At 54.9% G+C, this 16,898-nt stretch carries 14 protein-coding genes; 13 read left to right on the forward strand and 1 reads right to left on the reverse strand.

Translation table 11 applies throughout. The features are described 5' to 3' along the window. Window positions 1-168 precede the first annotated feature (168 nt). The 5 genes from HUF18_RS12425 (at window position 169) to HUF18_RS12445 (ending at window position 6,492) form a co-directional block, all read left to right on the forward strand. Entirely contained in the window at window positions 169-411 is a 243-nt protein-coding gene (locus HUF18_RS12425) for an exodeoxyribonuclease VII small subunit (protein WP_145470787.1), read from the forward strand. Then, a complete protein-coding gene (gene ispA, locus HUF18_RS12430) occupies window positions 411-1,313 on the forward strand; it encodes a (2E,6E)-farnesyl diphosphate synthase (RefSeq protein WP_225692417.1) in 903 nt (300 codons plus the stop codon). The genes HUF18_RS12425 and ispA overlap by 1 nt, the downstream gene beginning before the upstream one ends. 212 nt (window positions 1,314-1,525) lie before the next feature. Then, the gene (dxs, locus tag HUF18_RS12435; RefSeq protein ID WP_145470791.1) at window positions 1,526-3,406 is read left to right on the forward strand and encodes a 1-deoxy-D-xylulose-5-phosphate synthase; all 1,881 of its coding nucleotides are present in this window, start codon (window positions 1,526-1,528) and stop codon (window positions 3,404-3,406) included. A gap of 79 nt (window positions 3,407-3,485) precedes the next feature. After that, window positions 3,486-5,162: a sensor histidine kinase gene (locus HUF18_RS12440; RefSeq protein ID WP_225692418.1), complete on the forward strand. Its 1,677-nt coding sequence runs from the start codon at window positions 3,486-3,488 to the stop codon at window positions 5,160-5,162. Next, complete coding sequence (locus HUF18_RS12445; protein ID WP_145470795.1) at window positions 5,152-6,492, forward strand: HD domain-containing phosphohydrolase; 1,341 nt, start codon at window positions 5,152-5,154, stop codon at window positions 6,490-6,492. Before HUF18_RS12440 ends, HUF18_RS12445 begins: the two co-directional genes overlap by 11 nt. A gap of 15 nt (window positions 6,493-6,507) precedes the next feature. On the opposite strand, the gene ribA is transcribed toward HUF18_RS12445, so the two are convergent. Beyond that, window positions 6,508-7,164, reverse strand: a complete 657-nt coding sequence (ribA, locus tag HUF18_RS12450) for a GTP cyclohydrolase II (protein ID WP_145470796.1) — start codon at window positions 7,162-7,164, stop codon at window positions 6,508-6,510. Window positions 7,165-7,411: 247 nt separating this feature from the next. Between ribA and HUF18_RS12455 the strand changes: the two genes are divergently transcribed. The 8 genes from HUF18_RS12455 to HUF18_RS12490 all read left to right on the forward strand — a co-directional run bounded on the left by HUF18_RS12455 (window position 7,412) and on the right by HUF18_RS12490 (window position 16,893). Further along, window positions 7,412-8,089: a zinc metallopeptidase gene (locus HUF18_RS12455; RefSeq protein WP_145470798.1), complete on the forward strand. Its 678-nt coding sequence runs from the start codon at window positions 7,412-7,414 to the stop codon at window positions 8,087-8,089. A gap of 65 nt (window positions 8,090-8,154) precedes the next feature. After that, window positions 8,155-10,242, forward strand: a complete 2,088-nt coding sequence (locus HUF18_RS12460; protein ID WP_225692419.1) for an ATP-binding protein — start codon at window positions 8,155-8,157, stop codon at window positions 10,240-10,242. Then, the gene (locus HUF18_RS12465; protein ID WP_225692420.1) at window positions 10,235-11,056 is read left to right on the forward strand and encodes a mechanosensitive ion channel family protein; all 822 of its coding nucleotides are present in this window, start codon (window positions 10,235-10,237) and stop codon (window positions 11,054-11,056) included. Before HUF18_RS12460 ends, HUF18_RS12465 begins: the two co-directional genes overlap by 8 nt. 77 nt (window positions 11,057-11,133) lie before the next feature. Then, window positions 11,134-11,901, forward strand: a complete 768-nt coding sequence (locus HUF18_RS12470; protein ID WP_225692421.1) for a hypothetical protein — start codon at window positions 11,134-11,136, stop codon at window positions 11,899-11,901. Between the two features lie 28 nt (window positions 11,902-11,929). Continuing rightward, complete coding sequence (gene nudC, locus HUF18_RS12475) at window positions 11,930-12,754, forward strand: NAD(+) diphosphatase (RefSeq protein ID WP_225692422.1); 825 nt, start codon at window positions 11,930-11,932, stop codon at window positions 12,752-12,754. A 215-nt stretch (window positions 12,755-12,969) separates the two neighbouring features. Then, the gene (locus HUF18_RS12480; protein WP_225692423.1) at window positions 12,970-14,355 is read left to right on the forward strand and encodes an SWIM zinc finger family protein; all 1,386 of its coding nucleotides are present in this window, start codon (window positions 12,970-12,972) and stop codon (window positions 14,353-14,355) included. Then, entirely contained in the window at window positions 14,349-15,821 is a 1,473-nt protein-coding gene (locus HUF18_RS12485) for a DUF5691 domain-containing protein (RefSeq protein WP_225692424.1), read from the forward strand. The genes HUF18_RS12480 and HUF18_RS12485 overlap by 7 nt, the downstream gene beginning before the upstream one ends. Further along, window positions 15,814-16,893, forward strand: coding sequence for an ATP-binding protein (locus tag HUF18_RS12490; RefSeq protein WP_145470812.1), 1,080 nt, complete (start codon window positions 15,814-15,816; stop codon window positions 16,891-16,893). The genes HUF18_RS12485 and HUF18_RS12490 overlap by 8 nt, the downstream gene beginning before the upstream one ends. Window positions 16,894-16,898 lie beyond the last annotated feature (5 nt).

Below are 16,898 nucleotides of genomic sequence, written 5' to 3' on the forward strand. Positions count from 1 at the left end.
CTGCCTCTGAGTTTAGTCAAACATTCGTGATCTTCCTTCGCATTGACGAAATTGTTGGCAGGCTGATTTGTTTGCCGCCAGAGGGCAGACAGGGGCCGCCATAAGCGCACAGGTTGACCCGCCGGAGCCTTGGGTTTAGTGTGGCCGCTCTCCGGGAGAGCGCGATATATGACTGGTAAAAATGCCCCTTTTGAATTTGAAGCAGCACTGACTGAGCTTGAGCAATTGGTCGTGCGTATGGAAAACGGCGACCTGTCGCTGGAAGACTCGTTACGTGCCTTTGAGCAGGGCATAGGCCTGACCCGTCAGTGTCAGCAGGCGCTGAGTGCTGCCGAACAACGGGTACAGCTGCTGCTTGAACAAAATGGTCAGAGCGTTGCACAGCCTTTTGCCGCAGGTGAGGAACCCTGATGGCACAGGATTTACAGCCATTGCAGCAACAGCTGCAGAGCGTACAGCAGCGTCTGGAACAGCAACTGCATCAGCATCTTCAGGCTCTGCAGCTGGCGGATTCGCGCCTGGCGGATGCCATGACTTATGGCGTGTTAAATGGCGGTAAACGCCTGCGGCCATTTCTTTGCTATGCCGCAGCGCAGGCGCTGGGTGGTAACTGGGAGCAGGCGGATGCCGCTGCGACCGCGCTGGAAATGGTGCACAGCTACAGTCTGGTGCACGACGATCTGCCGGCCATGGATGACGACGATCTGCGCCGTGGTAAGCCAACCTGTCATATTGCTTTTGATGAAGCCACCGCCATTCTGGCCGGTGATGGTCTGCTCACGGCAGCCTTCGAAGTACTGGCCAATGCACCACAGCAAACGGCAGAACAACGCCTGACCCTGATTCGTCTGCTGGCACAGGGTTCCGGTGGTGCGGGAATGGTGGCCGGACAAAGCATCGATCTGGGTCATGTCGGCAAGCCGATGACGCTGCCCGAGCTGGAACGCATGCATCGTCACAAAACCGGTGCGCTGATCCGCAGTGCGGTGTTAATGGGCGCTCATGCCGCCTGCGCCGAAGTGGATCAGGCAACCGAGAAGGCCTTGGTGCGTTATGCCGATGCCGTCGGCCTGGCCTTTCAGGTACAGGACGATATTCTCGATATTGAAGGTGATACGGTCACTCTGGGCAAAACACAGGGCGCGGACCTTGCACTGAACAAACCAACCTATCCGGCATTGCTGGGCCTTGATGGTGCGCGGGCCAAAGCCCGTGAGCTGGTGGCCGACGCCCATGCGGCACTGGCTGGTCTGGGTGGTGATACCTCGGTACTGGCGCAACTGGCCGATTACATCATCAACCGCGATCACTGACCTGCGTTAAATCTTATTCGTGCAGTGGCAGGGGTAAAAGCGCTGTCTCTGAGCTGTCAGTCCGGGCCATATACGTCACAGTGCTACTCATTACCGTCAACAGCCGTTAGAATGGCAGCCCTTTTGCGGGGCTGCCTTACGGTTTACGGTTCTTATTGTTTCCTGAACATGCCCCCTCCCGACGGATACCGCGACCGCGCTGATATAAGCTGATGACATTGACTGAAATTCCGGGCTCCCGCCCCAGTACACCGCTGCTGGACAGCATTGACTCTCCGGCCGACCTGCGTGCGCTGGATGCAGACCTGTTGCCACAGGTGTGTGCTGAGCTGCGTGAGTTTCTGCTCTACAGTGTTGGCCAGTCCGGTGGTCATTTTGCCGCAGGTCTGGGTGTGGTCGAGTTGACGGTTGCCCTGCATCACGCATTTAACACCCCGGAAGATCGTCTGGTCTGGGACGTGGGTCATCAGGCTTATCCGCATAAAATCCTGACCGGCCGTCGCGAGCAGATGCCAAGCATCCGCAGCGCTGAAGGGCCGGCGGCGTTCCCGCTGCGTGAAGAAAGCGAATACGACACCTTTGGCGTGGGCCACTCCAGCACCTCTATCGGTGCGGCCTTAGGCATGGCGCTGGCGTTGCGTGCGCAGCAGAAAGAACAGCAAACCGTGGCGATTATCGGCGATGGTGCCATGAGCGCCGGTATGGCTTTTGAAGCGCTGAACCACGCCGGCCACGTTAAAGCCGATATGCTGGTGATCCTTAACGACAACGATATGTCGATCTCCAACAACGTCGGTGCGCTGAACAAATACTTCACCCGCATCTGGTCGAGCCGCACCTATTCCGCTTTGCGTGAAGGCAGCAAACGGGTGCTGGAGAAGATTCCGGCGGCGTGGGAATTTGCCCGCCGAACCGAAGAGCATATGAAGGGCATGGTCGCGCCCGGTACCTTATTCGAGGAGCTGGGCTTCAACTACTATGGCCCGATTGATGGTCATGATCTGGATGAGCTGCTGCTTACCCTGCAGAACCTGAAAAAGCTCAAAGGCCCGCGCTTCCTGCATGTGGTTACCCGTAAAGGCAAAGGCTTTCAGCCGGCCGAAGATGATCCGATCAAATACCATGCGCTGAAAGGCAGCAATGCCGGCGCTGGTGTGAAAATGCCGAGCTATTCCAATGTGTTCGGTAACTGGCTGTGCGATATGGCCGCTGCCGATGAGCGTCTGATGGGTATTACTCCGGCGATGCGTGAAGGCTCTGACCTGATCCGCTTCTCGCAGGAATTTCCTGAGCGTTACTTTGATGTCGCCATTGCCGAACAGCATGCGGTTACTCTGGCTGCGGGCCTGGCCTGCGAAGGTGCCAAGCCGGTGGTGGCGATTTATTCGACCTTCCTGCAGCGCGCTTATGATCAGCTGATTCACGATGTCGCATTGCAGAACCTCGATGTACTCTTTGCTATCGATCGTGCAGGCCTGGTCGGAGAAGACGGCCCGACGCATCACGGTGCCTACGATTTAAGCTATCTGCGCTGCATTCCGAACATGGTGGTGATGACCCCATCGGATGAAAACGAATGCCGCCAGATGCTCTATACCGGCTATCAGTACGAAGGCCCGGCCGCGGTGCGCTATCCGCGTGGCAGCGGCACCGGAGTTGAGCCAACCACAGAGATGCAGGCACTGGCGCTGGGTAAGGGCATTATGCGCCGCGAAAGCTCTGCCGCTGCGGGGATGCGTGTTGCCATTCTCGCCTTTGGCGCGCCGTTACGCGAAGCTCAGCTGGTGGCTGCCACTCTGGATGCCAGCGTCGCCGATATGCGTTTTGTTAAGCCACTGGATACCGAACTGGTATTACAGCTGGCGGCAGACCATGACCTGCTGGTCACACTGGAAGAAAACGCTGTGATGGGCGGGGCCGGCAGTGCCGTGCTGGAAGCGCTGGCAGCCGCCAATGTGCAGATTCCGGTACTGACTCTGGGCATCCCCGACCGCTATATCGAGCATGCTTCTCCTGCCCAGCAGCAGCGGGATATTGCGCTGGATACCGATAGCCTCCTCAGCAGCATCCGTTCGCGGTTGGCGCAAGGCTGATCTACCTCTAATAACCCCTCGTTTTTCTCCCAGACAGTGCTTTACTGATAGCTTAAGCAATGTCCAGGGAGAGGAACTCATGGCTAAACGTCATGTTCTGCTCAGTCTGCTGATTTCCACCATTATTGGATTTGGAGTCTACGAGCTCAGCGTCCGCGTAGAGCAGCAACGTACTGCCGCTGTTTCCCACGATTTACTGCAGCATGTATACATCCGTTCGCTGCGTGAGTATTACCAGCTGCTGGCAGATGCCGAACAACTGCTGAACGATCATCCGCCAGGTTATGTTGAGCTGCAGCAATACCGGCAGAATTCGCCGCTGGGGCCGTTCATGCTGATCAGTGAGGAAAGCAGTGAAAAGCTGGCCGTTACCGGCGACTGGTTGCTGCATATGTCGCTGCAGGATCTGAAAGCCGATATCACTATTCCCGGCCGTCTGGTCGAGCGTCCCGGTCTGGTGCTGACTCTACATTCCGCGATGAAAGAGCGCAGCCTGATTGTCCGCCTTGAACTTTATGAATGGTTGCAGCAGATCACCTCCGATATGGGTTATGGCGATATTCCGATACTGGTGATGTACCATGCCCAGCCATTATCCGATCCGGCGCCGCAGCAGCGTCAGCAGATGATGGTATTCAATGATTTTCTGTTACCGGAATTCAGCCTTTATCTCGATCGCAGTCAGATCGAAGGACACTTTTTTCAGACCTATTTGCCATATTCGGCTGCCAGTGCTGCTATGGCGCTGAGCCTGCTGTTACTGATTATTCTGTTTTATCAGTATGGCCGCCGTATGCAGGCCAGCCGAGAGCTTGAAGGCCGTTCAGCTGAGCTGGCAGAAACCAGTCATATTCTGCGTACCCAGATGGCGCTGAATGCGCGCAGCCAGAAAGAACTGCTGAAAAGTAATTATCAGTTGCGCGGTCTGAACCGTGATCTGGAAAACGCCCAGACACGGCTGAAACTCTCGGAGCGGCTGGCCGGGTTGGGAGAGCTGTCGGCCGGTATTGCCCACGAAATTAATAATCCAGTGGCTTATATCAGCAGCAACCTGAAAGAACTGGGCCATGATCTGCAGGCGTTGCTCGATTTTGTCCAGTCCATCGATGAAGCCTCTGACCTGCTGGATATTAAGTCAGATTTCTATCAGGAGCTGCTGCTCGCCTACCAGCGTCTGGATATCCCGCATGTGTCCAGCGTGGCACCTTCTCGCCTGCAGGACTGCATTCGGGGTACCGAACGTGTTACCCAGATTATTGCCGATATGCGTAAGCTGAGCCGTACCCAGTCACATATGCAATGGTGCCAGCTGAATGATGACGTCAGCAGCATTATCAATATCGCCCGTTCCCGACTGCCCGACAACGTAAACCTGACGGTAGAGCTGATTGATCTGCCGGAAGTGTTCTGTAATCCATCGCAGATTGGCCAGGTCGTACTGAATGTGCTGATCAATGCCATTCAGGCGCTGGAGGGCAGTGGCGGCAATATTTATATCAGTGAAGCACTGGATCAGAATGTGCTGAGTATCAGTATCCGCGATGATGGCCCCGGTATGGAGAACAATGTTGCATCCCGGGTGTTCGAACCCTTTTTTACCACTAAACTGGAAGGAGATGGCACTGGTCTAGGGCTGGCGCTGTGCTACAAACTGATGCAGGAACATCAGGGAGGGATTGAGCTTGAGACCGCTCCCGGTAAAGGCGCTTGTTTTACCCTGATTCTGCCGATCGGAGAAAAGAACCATGCTGAGTGACAACGTCCAGACTCTGGTACGGGAAAAACACGGCCGCTTACTGATCGTGGATGATGAAGAAGCCGTGCTGCAGGCACTGAAACGCTTATTTCATCGTCACTACGATGTCGTGCTGGTTACCAGCGGAGCCGCCGCTGTGGAGCTGCTGCAGCAGGAAGAGTTTGATCTGATCATTTCCGATATGCGCATGCCGGGCATGAGTGGGGCTGAACTGCTGAAGCATTGCTTTGAACAGTATCCAGAGATGATCCGTATTCTGCTGACGGGTTACTCCGACCTGGAGTCTGCTATCAAGGCGGTTAACGAAGGCAATATCTATCGTTATATCTCCAAACCCTGGGATAACGATCAGCTGCGCAATATCGTGGCCGAGGCACTGGATACCCGTGAGCTCAAAGCCGCCAATATTAAGCTGAATGCGCATATTACCGAGCAGAATGCCGAACTGGCGCGCCTGAACCGTGAGCTGCAGGATAAATATCAGCAGAAATCCGATCAGGTCGGCGAGGCCGAGGCCAAGCTGAGTGACGCTTACCGCACGTTGCGGCAGGAGTTTAACAGCATGGTGCACATTCTGGTTGGCATCATGGAGGCACGTAATGGTGAAGAAAAAGGCAGCAGCGAGCGCCAGGCGCGGCTGGCAAAATTATTTGCTGAGTTTTCCGGTCTCGACGGGCAATCCATTCAGGACGTTTATTACGCCGCACTGCTGAAGAATATCGGTAAGGTATCGCTGCCGGACAGTGTGCTGGGCAAGGCACTGACGCAGATGAGCGCCAACGAAAAATACGAATACGCCCACTTCACCATTAATGGCCAGACCAGCCTGATGCTGCTGGAACCGTTACAGAATGTCGCCAATATCATCCGCTCACATATGGAGCTGTATAACGGCAAAGGCTTTCCCGACAAGCTGAGTGGCAATGCCATCCCCAAAGAGGCGCGCATACTGCGTATCGTCAGCGACTATGTTGAGCTGCAGCGCGAACATAACTTTCTCGGCGAAACCCTGGATGAAGAAACCGCCAGAGCCTATCTGCTGAAAATGGCCGGGCAGCGTTACGACCGCGAGCTGGTGGATGTCTTTATGACGGTGCTGGATGACTTTGAAGAAGGTGTGGTGCCGAATCTGGAGCGTATCAACATCAAAGAGGCGCGCGTTGGTATGATTCTGGCCGGCAACCTGGTCAGTCCGGCGGGGGTGGTTCTGCTGTCAGAAGGAACACAGCTGACGGAGCGTCATGTGGCCAAACTGCAGGCCATGGAGCGGCAGTTCGAGGGCCATGAAATCAAACTGCACGTGCGGCGGGAATCCGCCGCGAAAAAGTAAGCAACAGGCCGTCGCTTACTTCTCAGTGTCGTCGCTGCTGCCCGGAATATCATCATCCTGATGAGTGACGATACCGGCCGCCGATTGCGGCAGATAATGCCCCAGCTTGCTGGCTTTGGTGTTCAGATAGCCATCGTTATGCGGGTTGCGTCCCACCTGTAACGATACCCGCTCAACCACATCAACCCCGGCTTCGCTCAGTGCTTTTACCTTGCGGGGGTTATTGGTCATCAGACGGATAGCGTGAATTCCCAGATGATCGAGCATTGGCCGGCACATGCTGTAGTCACGCATATCGGCGCCAAAGCCCAGCTGTTCGTTGGCCTCAACGGTGTCTGCTCCCTGATCCTGCAGGTTATAGGCGCGGATCTTATTCAGCAGGCCAATGCCACGGCCTTCCTGACGCAGGTACAGCACCACACCACGGCCGGCTTCGGCCACAGCGCGCAGCGCTTCTTCCAGCTGGTAGCCACAGTCACAGCGCATACTGAACAGCGCATCGCCGGTCAGACATTCAGAATGTGCCCGTGCCAGTACCGGCTCGCCATTGGCGATATCGCCCATGGACAGAGCTACGTGCTCTTTGCCGTTGCTGCTGTCTTCAAAGCCATGCATGGTGAAGACACCGAACGGTGTCGGTAATTTGGACGAAGCAATGAATGTGATACTCAATGGGAGTACTCCTGGGTAAAACAGGGCGCGTATTCTAACAGTCTGACACTGCCCTGCCTAATGCGATGTCGCCAAAGACCGGCGGCTTGTTATCCACTGTGGCTTTGTTGTTGCCGTGGCGATTGTGCATCAATGCCCCCGGGAGCAGGCGGAATACAGGGAAAAGTGCAGTAGAATTGCACCATCAGAACGTCACTGGCGGCGTTATTTTTCTCTCAGCGAACAATGAATACAGGAAACCGACCCAATGATCTGGCTGCTGTTGGCCTTGTTAGTACTCGCGATTCTTATTTTACCCGGCGTGTGGGTGCAGCATGTGCTGAAAAAGCACAGTGCTCCGCGCAATGATTATCCGGGTAACGGTGGCGATATGGCGCGTCACCTGCTGGCCAAACTGGAGCTGAATGATGTGCAGGTGGAAGCCACCGATCAGGGGGATCACTATGATCCACGCAGCAAAACGGTACGTCTGACCAGCGATAAACTGGACGGCAAAAGTCTCACCGCGGTAGTGGTCGCGGCCCACGAAGTCGGTCATGCGCTGCAGCATGCGCGTAAAGAAACCCTGTTCCAGAGCCGCACCGGCTTTGCCGTGCTGGCCTACTGGATGCAGCGTATTGCCCCGCTGGCGTTGCTGCTGGCGCCGTTTCTGGCGGTGGTTGCCCCTGTTGCCTCGCGTTTTGCCCTGGTTGTGGCGGTTGGAGCCATGCTGATCGGCACTCTGGTACATATTGTTACTTTACCGGTGGAGTGGGATGCCAGCTTCGGTAAGGCGCTGCCATTGCTGCGCGAAGGAGAGTATCTGGACGAGCGCGATATGAAAGCTGCACACAGCATTCTGACGGCAGCGGCTTTAACCTATGTTGCCGCTTCGCTGGTCAGCCTGCTGAATATCGGCCGCTGGCTGCGCTTATTGCGGCGCTGATATTGTGCTGCCTTTTCGTTTAGGGCCTGTTAACGTGCACGCATGGACACCGTAGTGAGTGAAGGATGAACCTGTCTCAATATTCCAGCCGCCGTTATTTCCTGTTACTGCTGGCACCGTTTCTGGCTGTACTGTTGCTGGCGCCTGCCGCACATGCGGCTTTGCCCGGAATCGACTGGCCCGGATTAGTAATGATGCTGCGTGCAGAATGGCAGCAATTGCACACCACCTTAAATAATGTTGTCAGCGCCTGGGACAGTCTGCTGCATGGCATTCCCGAAGGTCAGCGCACACAGGTAATTATGAACAGCGGTGCACCGCTGCTGCTGGTTTTTCCCCTGCGCTGGCTGGCCAAACTATTTGCCAACTGGACAGCCAGTATTTTAGCGGCGCTGCATAACCGTCTGATTGGTGGCGGAATTCATCATCAGGGACTGCGTGCGATTACCCGGTTTATCAGTGGTATTACACCACTGCTGCCCTGGGTGCTGCTGTTATGGCTCAGCACGTTGCTGCCGCCTATGCAGCAAGAAACCGCCGGAGTAGGAGGCGCACTGCCTCTGCTGATGCAGGTTTATATTCTGTATGTGTTGCTGAAACTGGCTTCGGAGTGGTTTCTGTTCAGTGTTTGTCAGGGCGCTGGCAGTTATTTAAATGCCGACAGCACCGCGCTGCTGGAGCAGCGTGCCCGTTCATCGACTTCCTGGTTGCTGTTGCCCTGGGCGCTGATTGCCCTGGCCGATTATCTGTTTCACCGTTCGATGATCAGTCAAATGGTGGGTGGTTTTGTCTGGCTGTTCAGCTGGGTGGTTATCAGCTACCTGCTGCATTTTTACCGCGAAGAATTAATACAGAACCTTAAGCGTCTGTTGCCCGAACAGATGGACCCTCTGATTGAAAAAGCCGGTCATGGGCGCTTTATGAATCTGATTCTGCCGCTGTGGATTCCTTTTAATCTTTTGCTGTTCCTGCAGGCATTTATTGCCCAGTTGCTGGTGGAATTTACCTGGTATCAAAAGCTGAATGCACGCTGGTTCCGGATGAAAAATACGGTGGCTGATAACGGCGAAGAAGATGATCAGGGTGAATGTACCGACGACAATTATCTGCGCTGGTTTAATGCCGGCAATGACTGGGATTATCCGATTATCGATACCGGTCTCAGTGCTGCTATCCGCAAGAATTTTGATGCCTGGGACGCCGAACGCAGCGACGATAACGTTATGCTGATTACCGGCGAGCCGGGTATCGGTAAAAAATCGGCGGCCAAACGTTTTGCCAATGCCCTGCAGAATGAAAACAGGGAGGTGCAGATCCGGCAGCTGGACGTGCCGGCAAAAACCACTAATGCCGCCGACATTTATCGCCTGATAGGTGACGCGCTGGAAATAGATTTAAGTGCCGGCCCGGCAGCACTGGCAGCCCAGGATGAACAGCTGCAACCAACGCTGATTATTCTCAATAATGCTGAAAACTCATTCCTTGCCGACGTAGGTTGTCTGGATGGCTGGCGCACACTGCTCAGCCTGACCAATACCCGCGTACAGAATATTTACTGGCTGATTGTTATTAATAATCAGAGCTGGGCTTATCTGTGTAATGTGTTTGGCCGTGATTATCAGATGCGTAATGTGATCCGGGTAAAACGCTGGACGCAGGCAGAAATCCGTTCGCTGATTTTGTCGCGCAACCAGAAGAGCGGTTATCGCCTGCAATACGATGATGTGCTGATTGATCCGCGCTCGCCGGTTGCCGGCGCGCTGCGCAATGCCGAGCAACGTTATTTCAGCCTGCTGTGGGATGCCTGTCACGGTATTCCGGTCACGGCGCTGATGCTATGGAAAGAGTCGGTCAGTACCCAGCGTGGTGTGGCTACCGCCAGCATTCCACGTTTGCCTGCCAGCACCGGCTTTGAAAAATCCGGGCCGCGCATGCTGTTTATTTTTGCGGCCATTGTTACCCACGGTAATCTGACTACGGCCGAACTGGTACGGGTAACCAATACCGCAGAAAACATTGTACGCTTTGCTCTTAAAACCGGGCTGGAAGCCGGTATGATTGAAAAAGGCAATGATGGTCGCTACGGCATTACCGCGCTCTGGTATCACACCGTGGTGAGCACACTGAACAGGATGAATATGCTGAATGAATGAAACCAACGGTCTGGTCGATGGCCTGCTCAGCATCGCCGGTATTTTTAATTTATATGCGATTTTCTGGCTGATTATCGGTGGCTTTGCGCTGTGGGGTGGCGCTCAGGGATTAAGTAACCTCAGCCAGCGGTTGATGGAAAAAATCCCCGCCCGGCGTTTTTTAATTCTGCAGATTTCCACGCTGCTGACATTTGCGCTGTATATCTTCGGTACCGTTGGCTTATTTATTGCCGTGCTGCAACCGCCGAAAGAACTGCTTTTTGCCGCCGCCGGTTCCGTGGCTGTTGCACTGGGTTTTGCCTTAAAAGATATTGCTGCATCGCTGGTGGCCGGTATTCTGCTGCTGTTTGACCGCCCGTTCCGTGTTGGTGACCGCGTCAGCTTTGGCGATACCTATGGCGAGATTGTTTCTATTGGTCTGCGTACCGTGCGGCTGGTGACACTGGATGATAATCTGGTCACTATTCCCAACTCGCGTTTTATTACCGATGTTGTCGCCTCCGGTAATGCCGGTGAGCTGGATATGATGGTGGTTACTGATTTTCATCTGGCCCTCGACGCCGATCTGGCTGAAGCACAAAAGTTAATCGAAGAAGTGGTGGTGACGAGCCGTTACGCCTACCTGAAAAAACCTGTGGTTTTTACTCTGGAAGAAGTTGAAATAGCTCATGTGCTTGCCATCCGTCTGCGGGTAAAAGCCTACGTGCTTGATGTGCGTTATGAAAAAGCCTTTCAGTCGGATATCGTTCTGCGTGGCACGGCGCTGCTGGCACAACATGATATTGCGCGTCCTAAACCGCTGCAGGCTTTATAGTGGTTTAATGTTTCTGGCCTGAGGTAACAATTGATATGATGCTGCCTTCAGGAATTCTCACCAGGGACATAAAAAAAATGAACATTCTCTCTCTGCTTAAAATGCCGCTTATTGCCAGTGTTGTACTGCTCAGCGGCTGTATCGACGGCTTTGAAAAACATCTGCAGGATGCCATCAGCCTGTATGGCGAACGCAAAGTGCAATACAGCGAACAGACCGGTGGCGCCACCGATGCTTTGTTTGACCGCTTGATTCTGACAGAAACCCTGTTGCTGCCGGTTGCCAAAACCTATGATGCGCGCGCTTATCCGTTTACCGAACAGGGCATTGCGATTATCCAGAATGACTTTGTGCCGATGGACGATAACCGTGGCTTTGATTACCCGTTACCGCCCGCAGCGGAGCTGACCGCAGAGCTGGAACAGCAGGCACGGGATATTATCCGGCAATTATTTGCCATTGACGGTCAGGATGCCTTTGCCGTCAGTGATGCCGTCAATAACGTGCTGCGCAGTATTGATGTGCTGGAACACCGTCACAATATTTATCTGCCGATGAGCAAACACCTGATTGAATCTTTGGGCTATGGCGCGTTACACAGTTTGTATTACCGTTGCGAAAGTGCCAATAAAACCTACCAGCTGGGGCAGGATCTGATGGCACTGCAACTGCTGGCGATTAAAATCGGCAACCCGCTGGGTTACGACCGCGATGCTAACGTATTTCATCAGCAGCGTGTCGGCGTATTACTGAATGATCTGCCTCATATTCCTTTTCTGCAGGAATACGACCAATACATAATGAACGACAGGGATCGCCTGCAGATTTGCCTGCAAGCATTTTAAGCCCGGATTGATCGACGGAAAAACGGTTATGACCATCGAATTTATTTACCATCCCGCCATCGTGCCAGGCGAAGACAGCCCGCAAACTCTCAGCCTGTATTTTCTTGGCGAGCGTCTGCTGCTGAAGCCAGAGATGATGAACAATGCAGAGCAAGTCATGCCGTGGACAACCGATTCCGTTGAACAGGACCCACGGCTGGAGTTATTGCTCGGCAGTGTTAATGGTGTGCCGCTGCGGGTGGTTGGTCTGGCCGATATTCCGCCGGGGTTTGAAGAGGTGGCATTGCGCGATTATCTGCTCGCCGCCAGCGACGATATTTTCCGTGTGGTAAATGCTGCCGCACAGTTACGTTACTGGCGCAGCACGCAGAACTTCTGCAGCCGCTGCGGCACACTGCTGAAACCTATTGTTAATGATCGGGCGCTGGTTTGCCCGGCGTGCAGCTATCGTTCTTATCCGAAAATATCCCCGTGTGTGATTGGCGTTGTGCGCAAAGGACGGACATTATTGCTCGCCCACTCTAACCGCCACCGCACCGCCATGTACTCCTGTCTCGCCGGCTTTATTGAAGCCGGCGAAACCGCCGAGGAAGCACTGGCGCGGGAAATATTTGAAGAAGCCGGAATACAGATTAAAAACCCACGCTATCTCGTCTCGCAGGCATGGCCATTCCCGCACCAGTTAATGCTCGGTTATTTATGCGACTACGACAGTGGTGAGCTGAATATAGACACTACTGAGCTGGAAAGCGCCGACTGGTTTGATATCGACAACCTGCCGCAACTTCCGGCGCCACAGACAGTAGCGCGTAAATTAATTGAAGCTGCGGTGGAGCTGGTGCGAAACGAATGAGACCGTAGTCAACGCGAATGAATTATCTGATGATATCTGTGTCAGTATTGTGCGTTGATCGATTTCTTTTTAAGCCGTAATCGGGCACCATCCGACTTTAATCAGCCATTATATGGCCAATAAATTTTATGCCGGGTAAATACTTGCGAACCCGGAATAACCGACCTTCTCAGTCTGCCCGATAAGCACAGCAGGCAAGAAAACAAGGACAGGAAATGGAGCTCCCGTTACAGGTCGTGCAGGACCTGGCCCCGGATCAGTCATCTCTGGGCGCTGCAAAAAAACTGCTTAACACCTCTAAATGGCCCATGTTGGGTCTGGCGTCTGAGTTGAATACCATTTGGGGTCAATGTCAGGGCTCCGGGGCGAACCCTTATCTCACCATGGCCGACGTTGCCGATCATGGTTACAAATGTACCTGCCCATCCAGAAAATTTCCCTGTAAGCATGTGCTTGCCCTGATGTGGATTTTCAGTGAAAGCCAAAACAGCTTTGTCGAAGCCACTCCACCGGAATGGGTAGCCGAATGGCTTTCCCGCCGTCGGCGCAGCTCGTCTGGTGCAGCCAGTACAGACGAGCCTAAAGCCGTCGCCGTAAAAGATATTGCCAGTGCCGGTAATGATGAGCCGGTTTTCAGCGCGGAAGAACTGGCGAAAAAAGAAGCGCAGCGGCAAAAGCGCGCCGAGAGTGCGATGCAGGCCACTGAACGCAGTGTCCGCGATGGTTTAGGTGAGCTTGAATTGTGGATCCGCGACCAGCAACGCACGGGTCTGGCCGGTCTGCTGAAAGACCTCCGTCCGCGCGTACGGCGCATTGCTGCGCGCCTGGTCGATGCCAAAGCCAGTACGCTGGCGGCACGGGTAGACGAGTTACCTTCATTGCTGGCCGGCTTGCCGCTGGAACGGCAGCTGGCTCGCCTGGTGGAAGAGTTGGGCATGTGGGTACTGTTATCGCGTGCATGGCAGGCAGCCCCACAGGACCCGGATGCACGTCGTGCTTTGCTCGGAGCAGAGAACCGGGAACAGCTTCTGAACAGTCAGCAGACGCCCGTTAACGGGCGTTGGCTGTGTGTCGGAGAACGAATTGAAACCCGTCGTGATGGACTGGTGAGCCATGCCACCTGGTTGTGGCCGCTGGATGGCCAGTGCGCTTCTGCTGCCATGTTGCAGGACTACAGCCCGGCTTCTGCCGGTAAGCGCGAGGCCAGCCTCAGGGTCGGTACCCAGATCGAAGGCGATCTGGTGTTTTACCCTTCACGAATGCCTGAGCGCGCGATATTGGCTCAGTACCGGATTGTTGAGACTGAAGCCGTGTCATGGCCCAGCGCCGTGGAACAGAGTCCGCAACGGGCGCTGTTCTTGCTGCGTCGCACATTGCCATGGCAGCGCGCCGTTCCGCTGCTGCTTGGCGACTGCTGTCTGATGCAGGACAAAGACGCGGGCTACTGGCTCAAAGCCGGCGAGCAATTGCTGCCGCTGGCGAATAACGATCTGCCCTTGCTGGCCCACGGCGAGCATTTGGCGGCCTTTATTTCCTGGGACGGCACGAAGGCAGAGCTGCTGTCGGTTGCCTCTCCTCAGTGGGGGATGATTGCATGCTGACCCTTGAAACCCTGACGCAGGATCTTGCACAGGTCGATGCGTTAAAGCAGAGCTGGTTAATGGGCGACGGCGGTACAGCCGCCGCACTGCCGCCACATTGGCCGCAGCCTGACGGCGCAAATGATGATGACCGCGCGTTGCTGGCGCTGGCGTATTGCAGCCAATATCCTTTGCTGGAGCAGATTGCCGTGCCGGAGCAGCTAAAGCCTCTCTCCGCGCTACCGGTGTTGTGCTTACCGACTCTGGCGACGGAGTGCCGTCCGGCCTTCCGACAAATATTGGCAGCACTGAGTAAGCACGATGGCCTGTATTGGCGGCTGTTCAACCTGTTGGTGAGTCGTGGAGTTGCACCACATCCTCTGGATTGGTTGCCGACCGCCAATGAAAACCGTTTACCGGCGGCGTTTGCCCCCTGGCTGCGCTGGGTTGGCAGCGCGGATATTGCCCTGACAGAAGCCAGCTGGGGCGATTTCAGCCCGGCAGCGCGGCTTAATGCCCTGCGCGAATTGCGCCGTGATGCTCCGCACGATGCCCGCTCGTTACTTGCTTTAATGGCTCCTTCTGAGCCGGCCGATAAACGCTTCGACCTGTATGAATTGCTCAGTTTGGGATTGAGTCACGCTGACCTGCCCCTGCTGGAAACACTGGAGCAGGATCGCTCGCAAAAGATTAAAGAACTCGCTGTGCGTTTTAAAATGCGTCTTGGCGAGCATGAGCCGCAGGTACAGGATGAAACTATCACTGAGTTGCAGGGTTGGCTGACCAGTAAAACCCGTGGCTTGCTGCGCCGCGAGACCCTGCTGTTGGCCCCGGAACTGAAAAACAGCGTGCAATACCGGGAGCGCTGTCAGGCATTGGCCAGCGTACCGCTGCCAGCACTGGCTGCCAGTATGGGGCTGACGCTGAATGCGTTGCTGGAACAATGGTCTTTTTCCGACAACCGTGGCAAAGGCAATTACAGCCCTAATGAATCCCTGTTGCATAACATCGCCGATAGTCTGCCGGAAGCGCAGGTTATGCTGGCTGCTGAAAGGCTGTTGCAGGCCGCCGCTGATGACGGCACCGATCCCTCTTTATCTCTGCGTATTCTGGCTCCGAGACTGAGCGAAGAAGCCTGTGTCGGGCTGGCCGCTCATCTGCTTGCGCGGGCGGATCTGCTCCCCAATACCCTGGGTGTTCTGTTTGCTGAGGAATGGCGCTGGCTCAGCCTTGAAGCGTTCAGCCAAAGCCCTTCGGTGGCTTTGTTAATACAGCGTCTTAAGGCTCTGGCCAGTGCAGGCGAGTCGCAGGATTCCGATTACTCGCTGACACTGGCGATGCAACAAATTGGCTTGTGTCTTAACTATGACTGCGCGCAATGGCTGTTGGCGCAGATAACAAACATGGGGTTATCACCCCTGCATCCCTTACTTGAACATTTGAAATTTAACGTGAGTCTGAAACAGGAAGGACGAAAAGATGAGTGACGTATTAAGGCAACCGGCAGAAGTCATTTATCAGGCTGAGCTGGACGCTCTGAAGGCAGAAGATCAGGGGCAAAAACCGGAAAACTGGCAGATGACCCCGAAGAGCGTGGTTAAGTATTTGCTCGGCGGCACCACCGCCTCGGGCGTGGAAATCAGCCCCAAGTACATTGGCAGCCGGCGCCTGATCGAAACCGCCGTCGCAACACTGGCCACCGATAGGGCTCTGTTGTTACTCGGGGTGCCGGGCACGGCCAAGTCCTGGGTGTCAGAGCACCTGGCCGCGGCGATCAGTGGCAACAGCTCCCGTGTTATCCAATGCACTTCGGGGACAGATGAAAACCAGATTCGTTATGGCTGGAACTATGCCCAGTTGCTGGCCAAAGGGCCGAGTAAAGAAGCGCTGGTGCCGACGCCGCTGTTCCGTGCCATGGAAGCGGGCAGCCTGTGCCGGCTGGAAGAGCTGACGCGCATGGGCTCGGATGTACAGGACACCCTGATTACCGTGCTGTCAGAAAAGATGCTGCCGGTGCCGGAGCTGAACGAGGTGGTGTTCGCCAAACGCGGTTTTAACATCATCGCCACTGCCAATAACCGCGATAAAGGCGTTAATGAGCTGTCATCGGCGCTGAAGCGCCGTTTCAATGTAGTGGTGCTGCCGCTGCCGGATGATATGGAACAAGAGATCGAAATTATCCGCCGCCGGGTTGCTGAAATGGGACAAAGTCTGTCGTTGCCGGTACCGGAGAGTGCCGGCAAAGAAATTGAAAAAGTCGTAACCATTTTCCGCGAACTGAGAAGTGGCACCACACTGGACGGCAAAATGGCGCTCAAAGTGCCTTCGGGCACACTCTCTACGGCTGAAGCCATTGCCGTCATGGTTGGCGGCCTGAGTCAGGCGGCGTGGTTTGGTGATGCGTCATTTGGTGCGGCCGATATCGGCGCCAATCTGTTGGGCGCGATTGTTAAGGACCCGGTGCAGGATAAGCTGGTACTCGAAGAATATCTCGAAACCGTGCTGAAAAAGCGCAATGACTACAGCGATTATTATCACAGCATCAACGAGTTGCTTTAAGCCGG

Source organism: Thalassolituus sp. ST750PaO-4 (assembly GCF_020320405.1).
Lineage (GTDB): Bacteria > Pseudomonadota > Gammaproteobacteria > Pseudomonadales > Oceanobacteraceae > Venatoribacter > Venatoribacter alkanivorans.

What these genes read in the sequence shown, in the direction of transcription:
- dxs (WP_145470791.1), top strand. Translation starts at nt 1,526, where the DNA reads ATGACATTGACTGAAATTCCGGGCTCCCGCCCCAGTACACCGCTGCTG.
- ispA (WP_225692417.1), top strand. Translation starts at nt 411, where the DNA reads ATGGCACAGGATTTACAGCCATTGCAGCAACAGCTGCAGAGCGTACAG.
- HUF18_RS12445 (WP_145470795.1), top strand. Translation starts at nt 5,152, where the DNA reads ATGCTGAGTGACAACGTCCAGACTCTGGTACGGGAAAAACACGGCCGC.
- HUF18_RS12485 (WP_225692424.1), top strand. Translation starts at nt 14,349, where the DNA reads ATGCTGACCCTTGAAACCCTGACGCAGGATCTTGCACAGGTCGATGCG.
- HUF18_RS12455 (WP_145470798.1), top strand. Translation starts at nt 7,412, where the DNA reads ATGATCTGGCTGCTGTTGGCCTTGTTAGTACTCGCGATTCTTATTTTA.
- HUF18_RS12440 (WP_225692418.1), top strand. Translation starts at nt 3,486, where the DNA reads ATGGCTAAACGTCATGTTCTGCTCAGTCTGCTGATTTCCACCATTATT.
- HUF18_RS12470 (WP_225692421.1), top strand. Translation starts at nt 11,134, where the DNA reads ATGAACATTCTCTCTCTGCTTAAAATGCCGCTTATTGCCAGTGTTGTA.
- HUF18_RS12465 (WP_225692420.1), top strand. Translation starts at nt 10,235, where the DNA reads ATGAATGAAACCAACGGTCTGGTCGATGGCCTGCTCAGCATCGCCGGT.
- nudC (WP_225692422.1), top strand. Translation starts at nt 11,930, where the DNA reads ATGACCATCGAATTTATTTACCATCCCGCCATCGTGCCAGGCGAAGAC.
- HUF18_RS12460 (WP_225692419.1), top strand. Translation starts at nt 8,155, where the DNA reads ATGAACCTGTCTCAATATTCCAGCCGCCGTTATTTCCTGTTACTGCTG.
- HUF18_RS12425 (WP_145470787.1), top strand. Translation starts at nt 169, where the DNA reads ATGACTGGTAAAAATGCCCCTTTTGAATTTGAAGCAGCACTGACTGAG.
- HUF18_RS12490 (WP_145470812.1), top strand. Translation starts at nt 15,814, where the DNA reads ATGAGTGACGTATTAAGGCAACCGGCAGAAGTCATTTATCAGGCTGAG.
- HUF18_RS12480 (WP_225692423.1), top strand. Translation starts at nt 12,970, where the DNA reads ATGGAGCTCCCGTTACAGGTCGTGCAGGACCTGGCCCCGGATCAGTCA.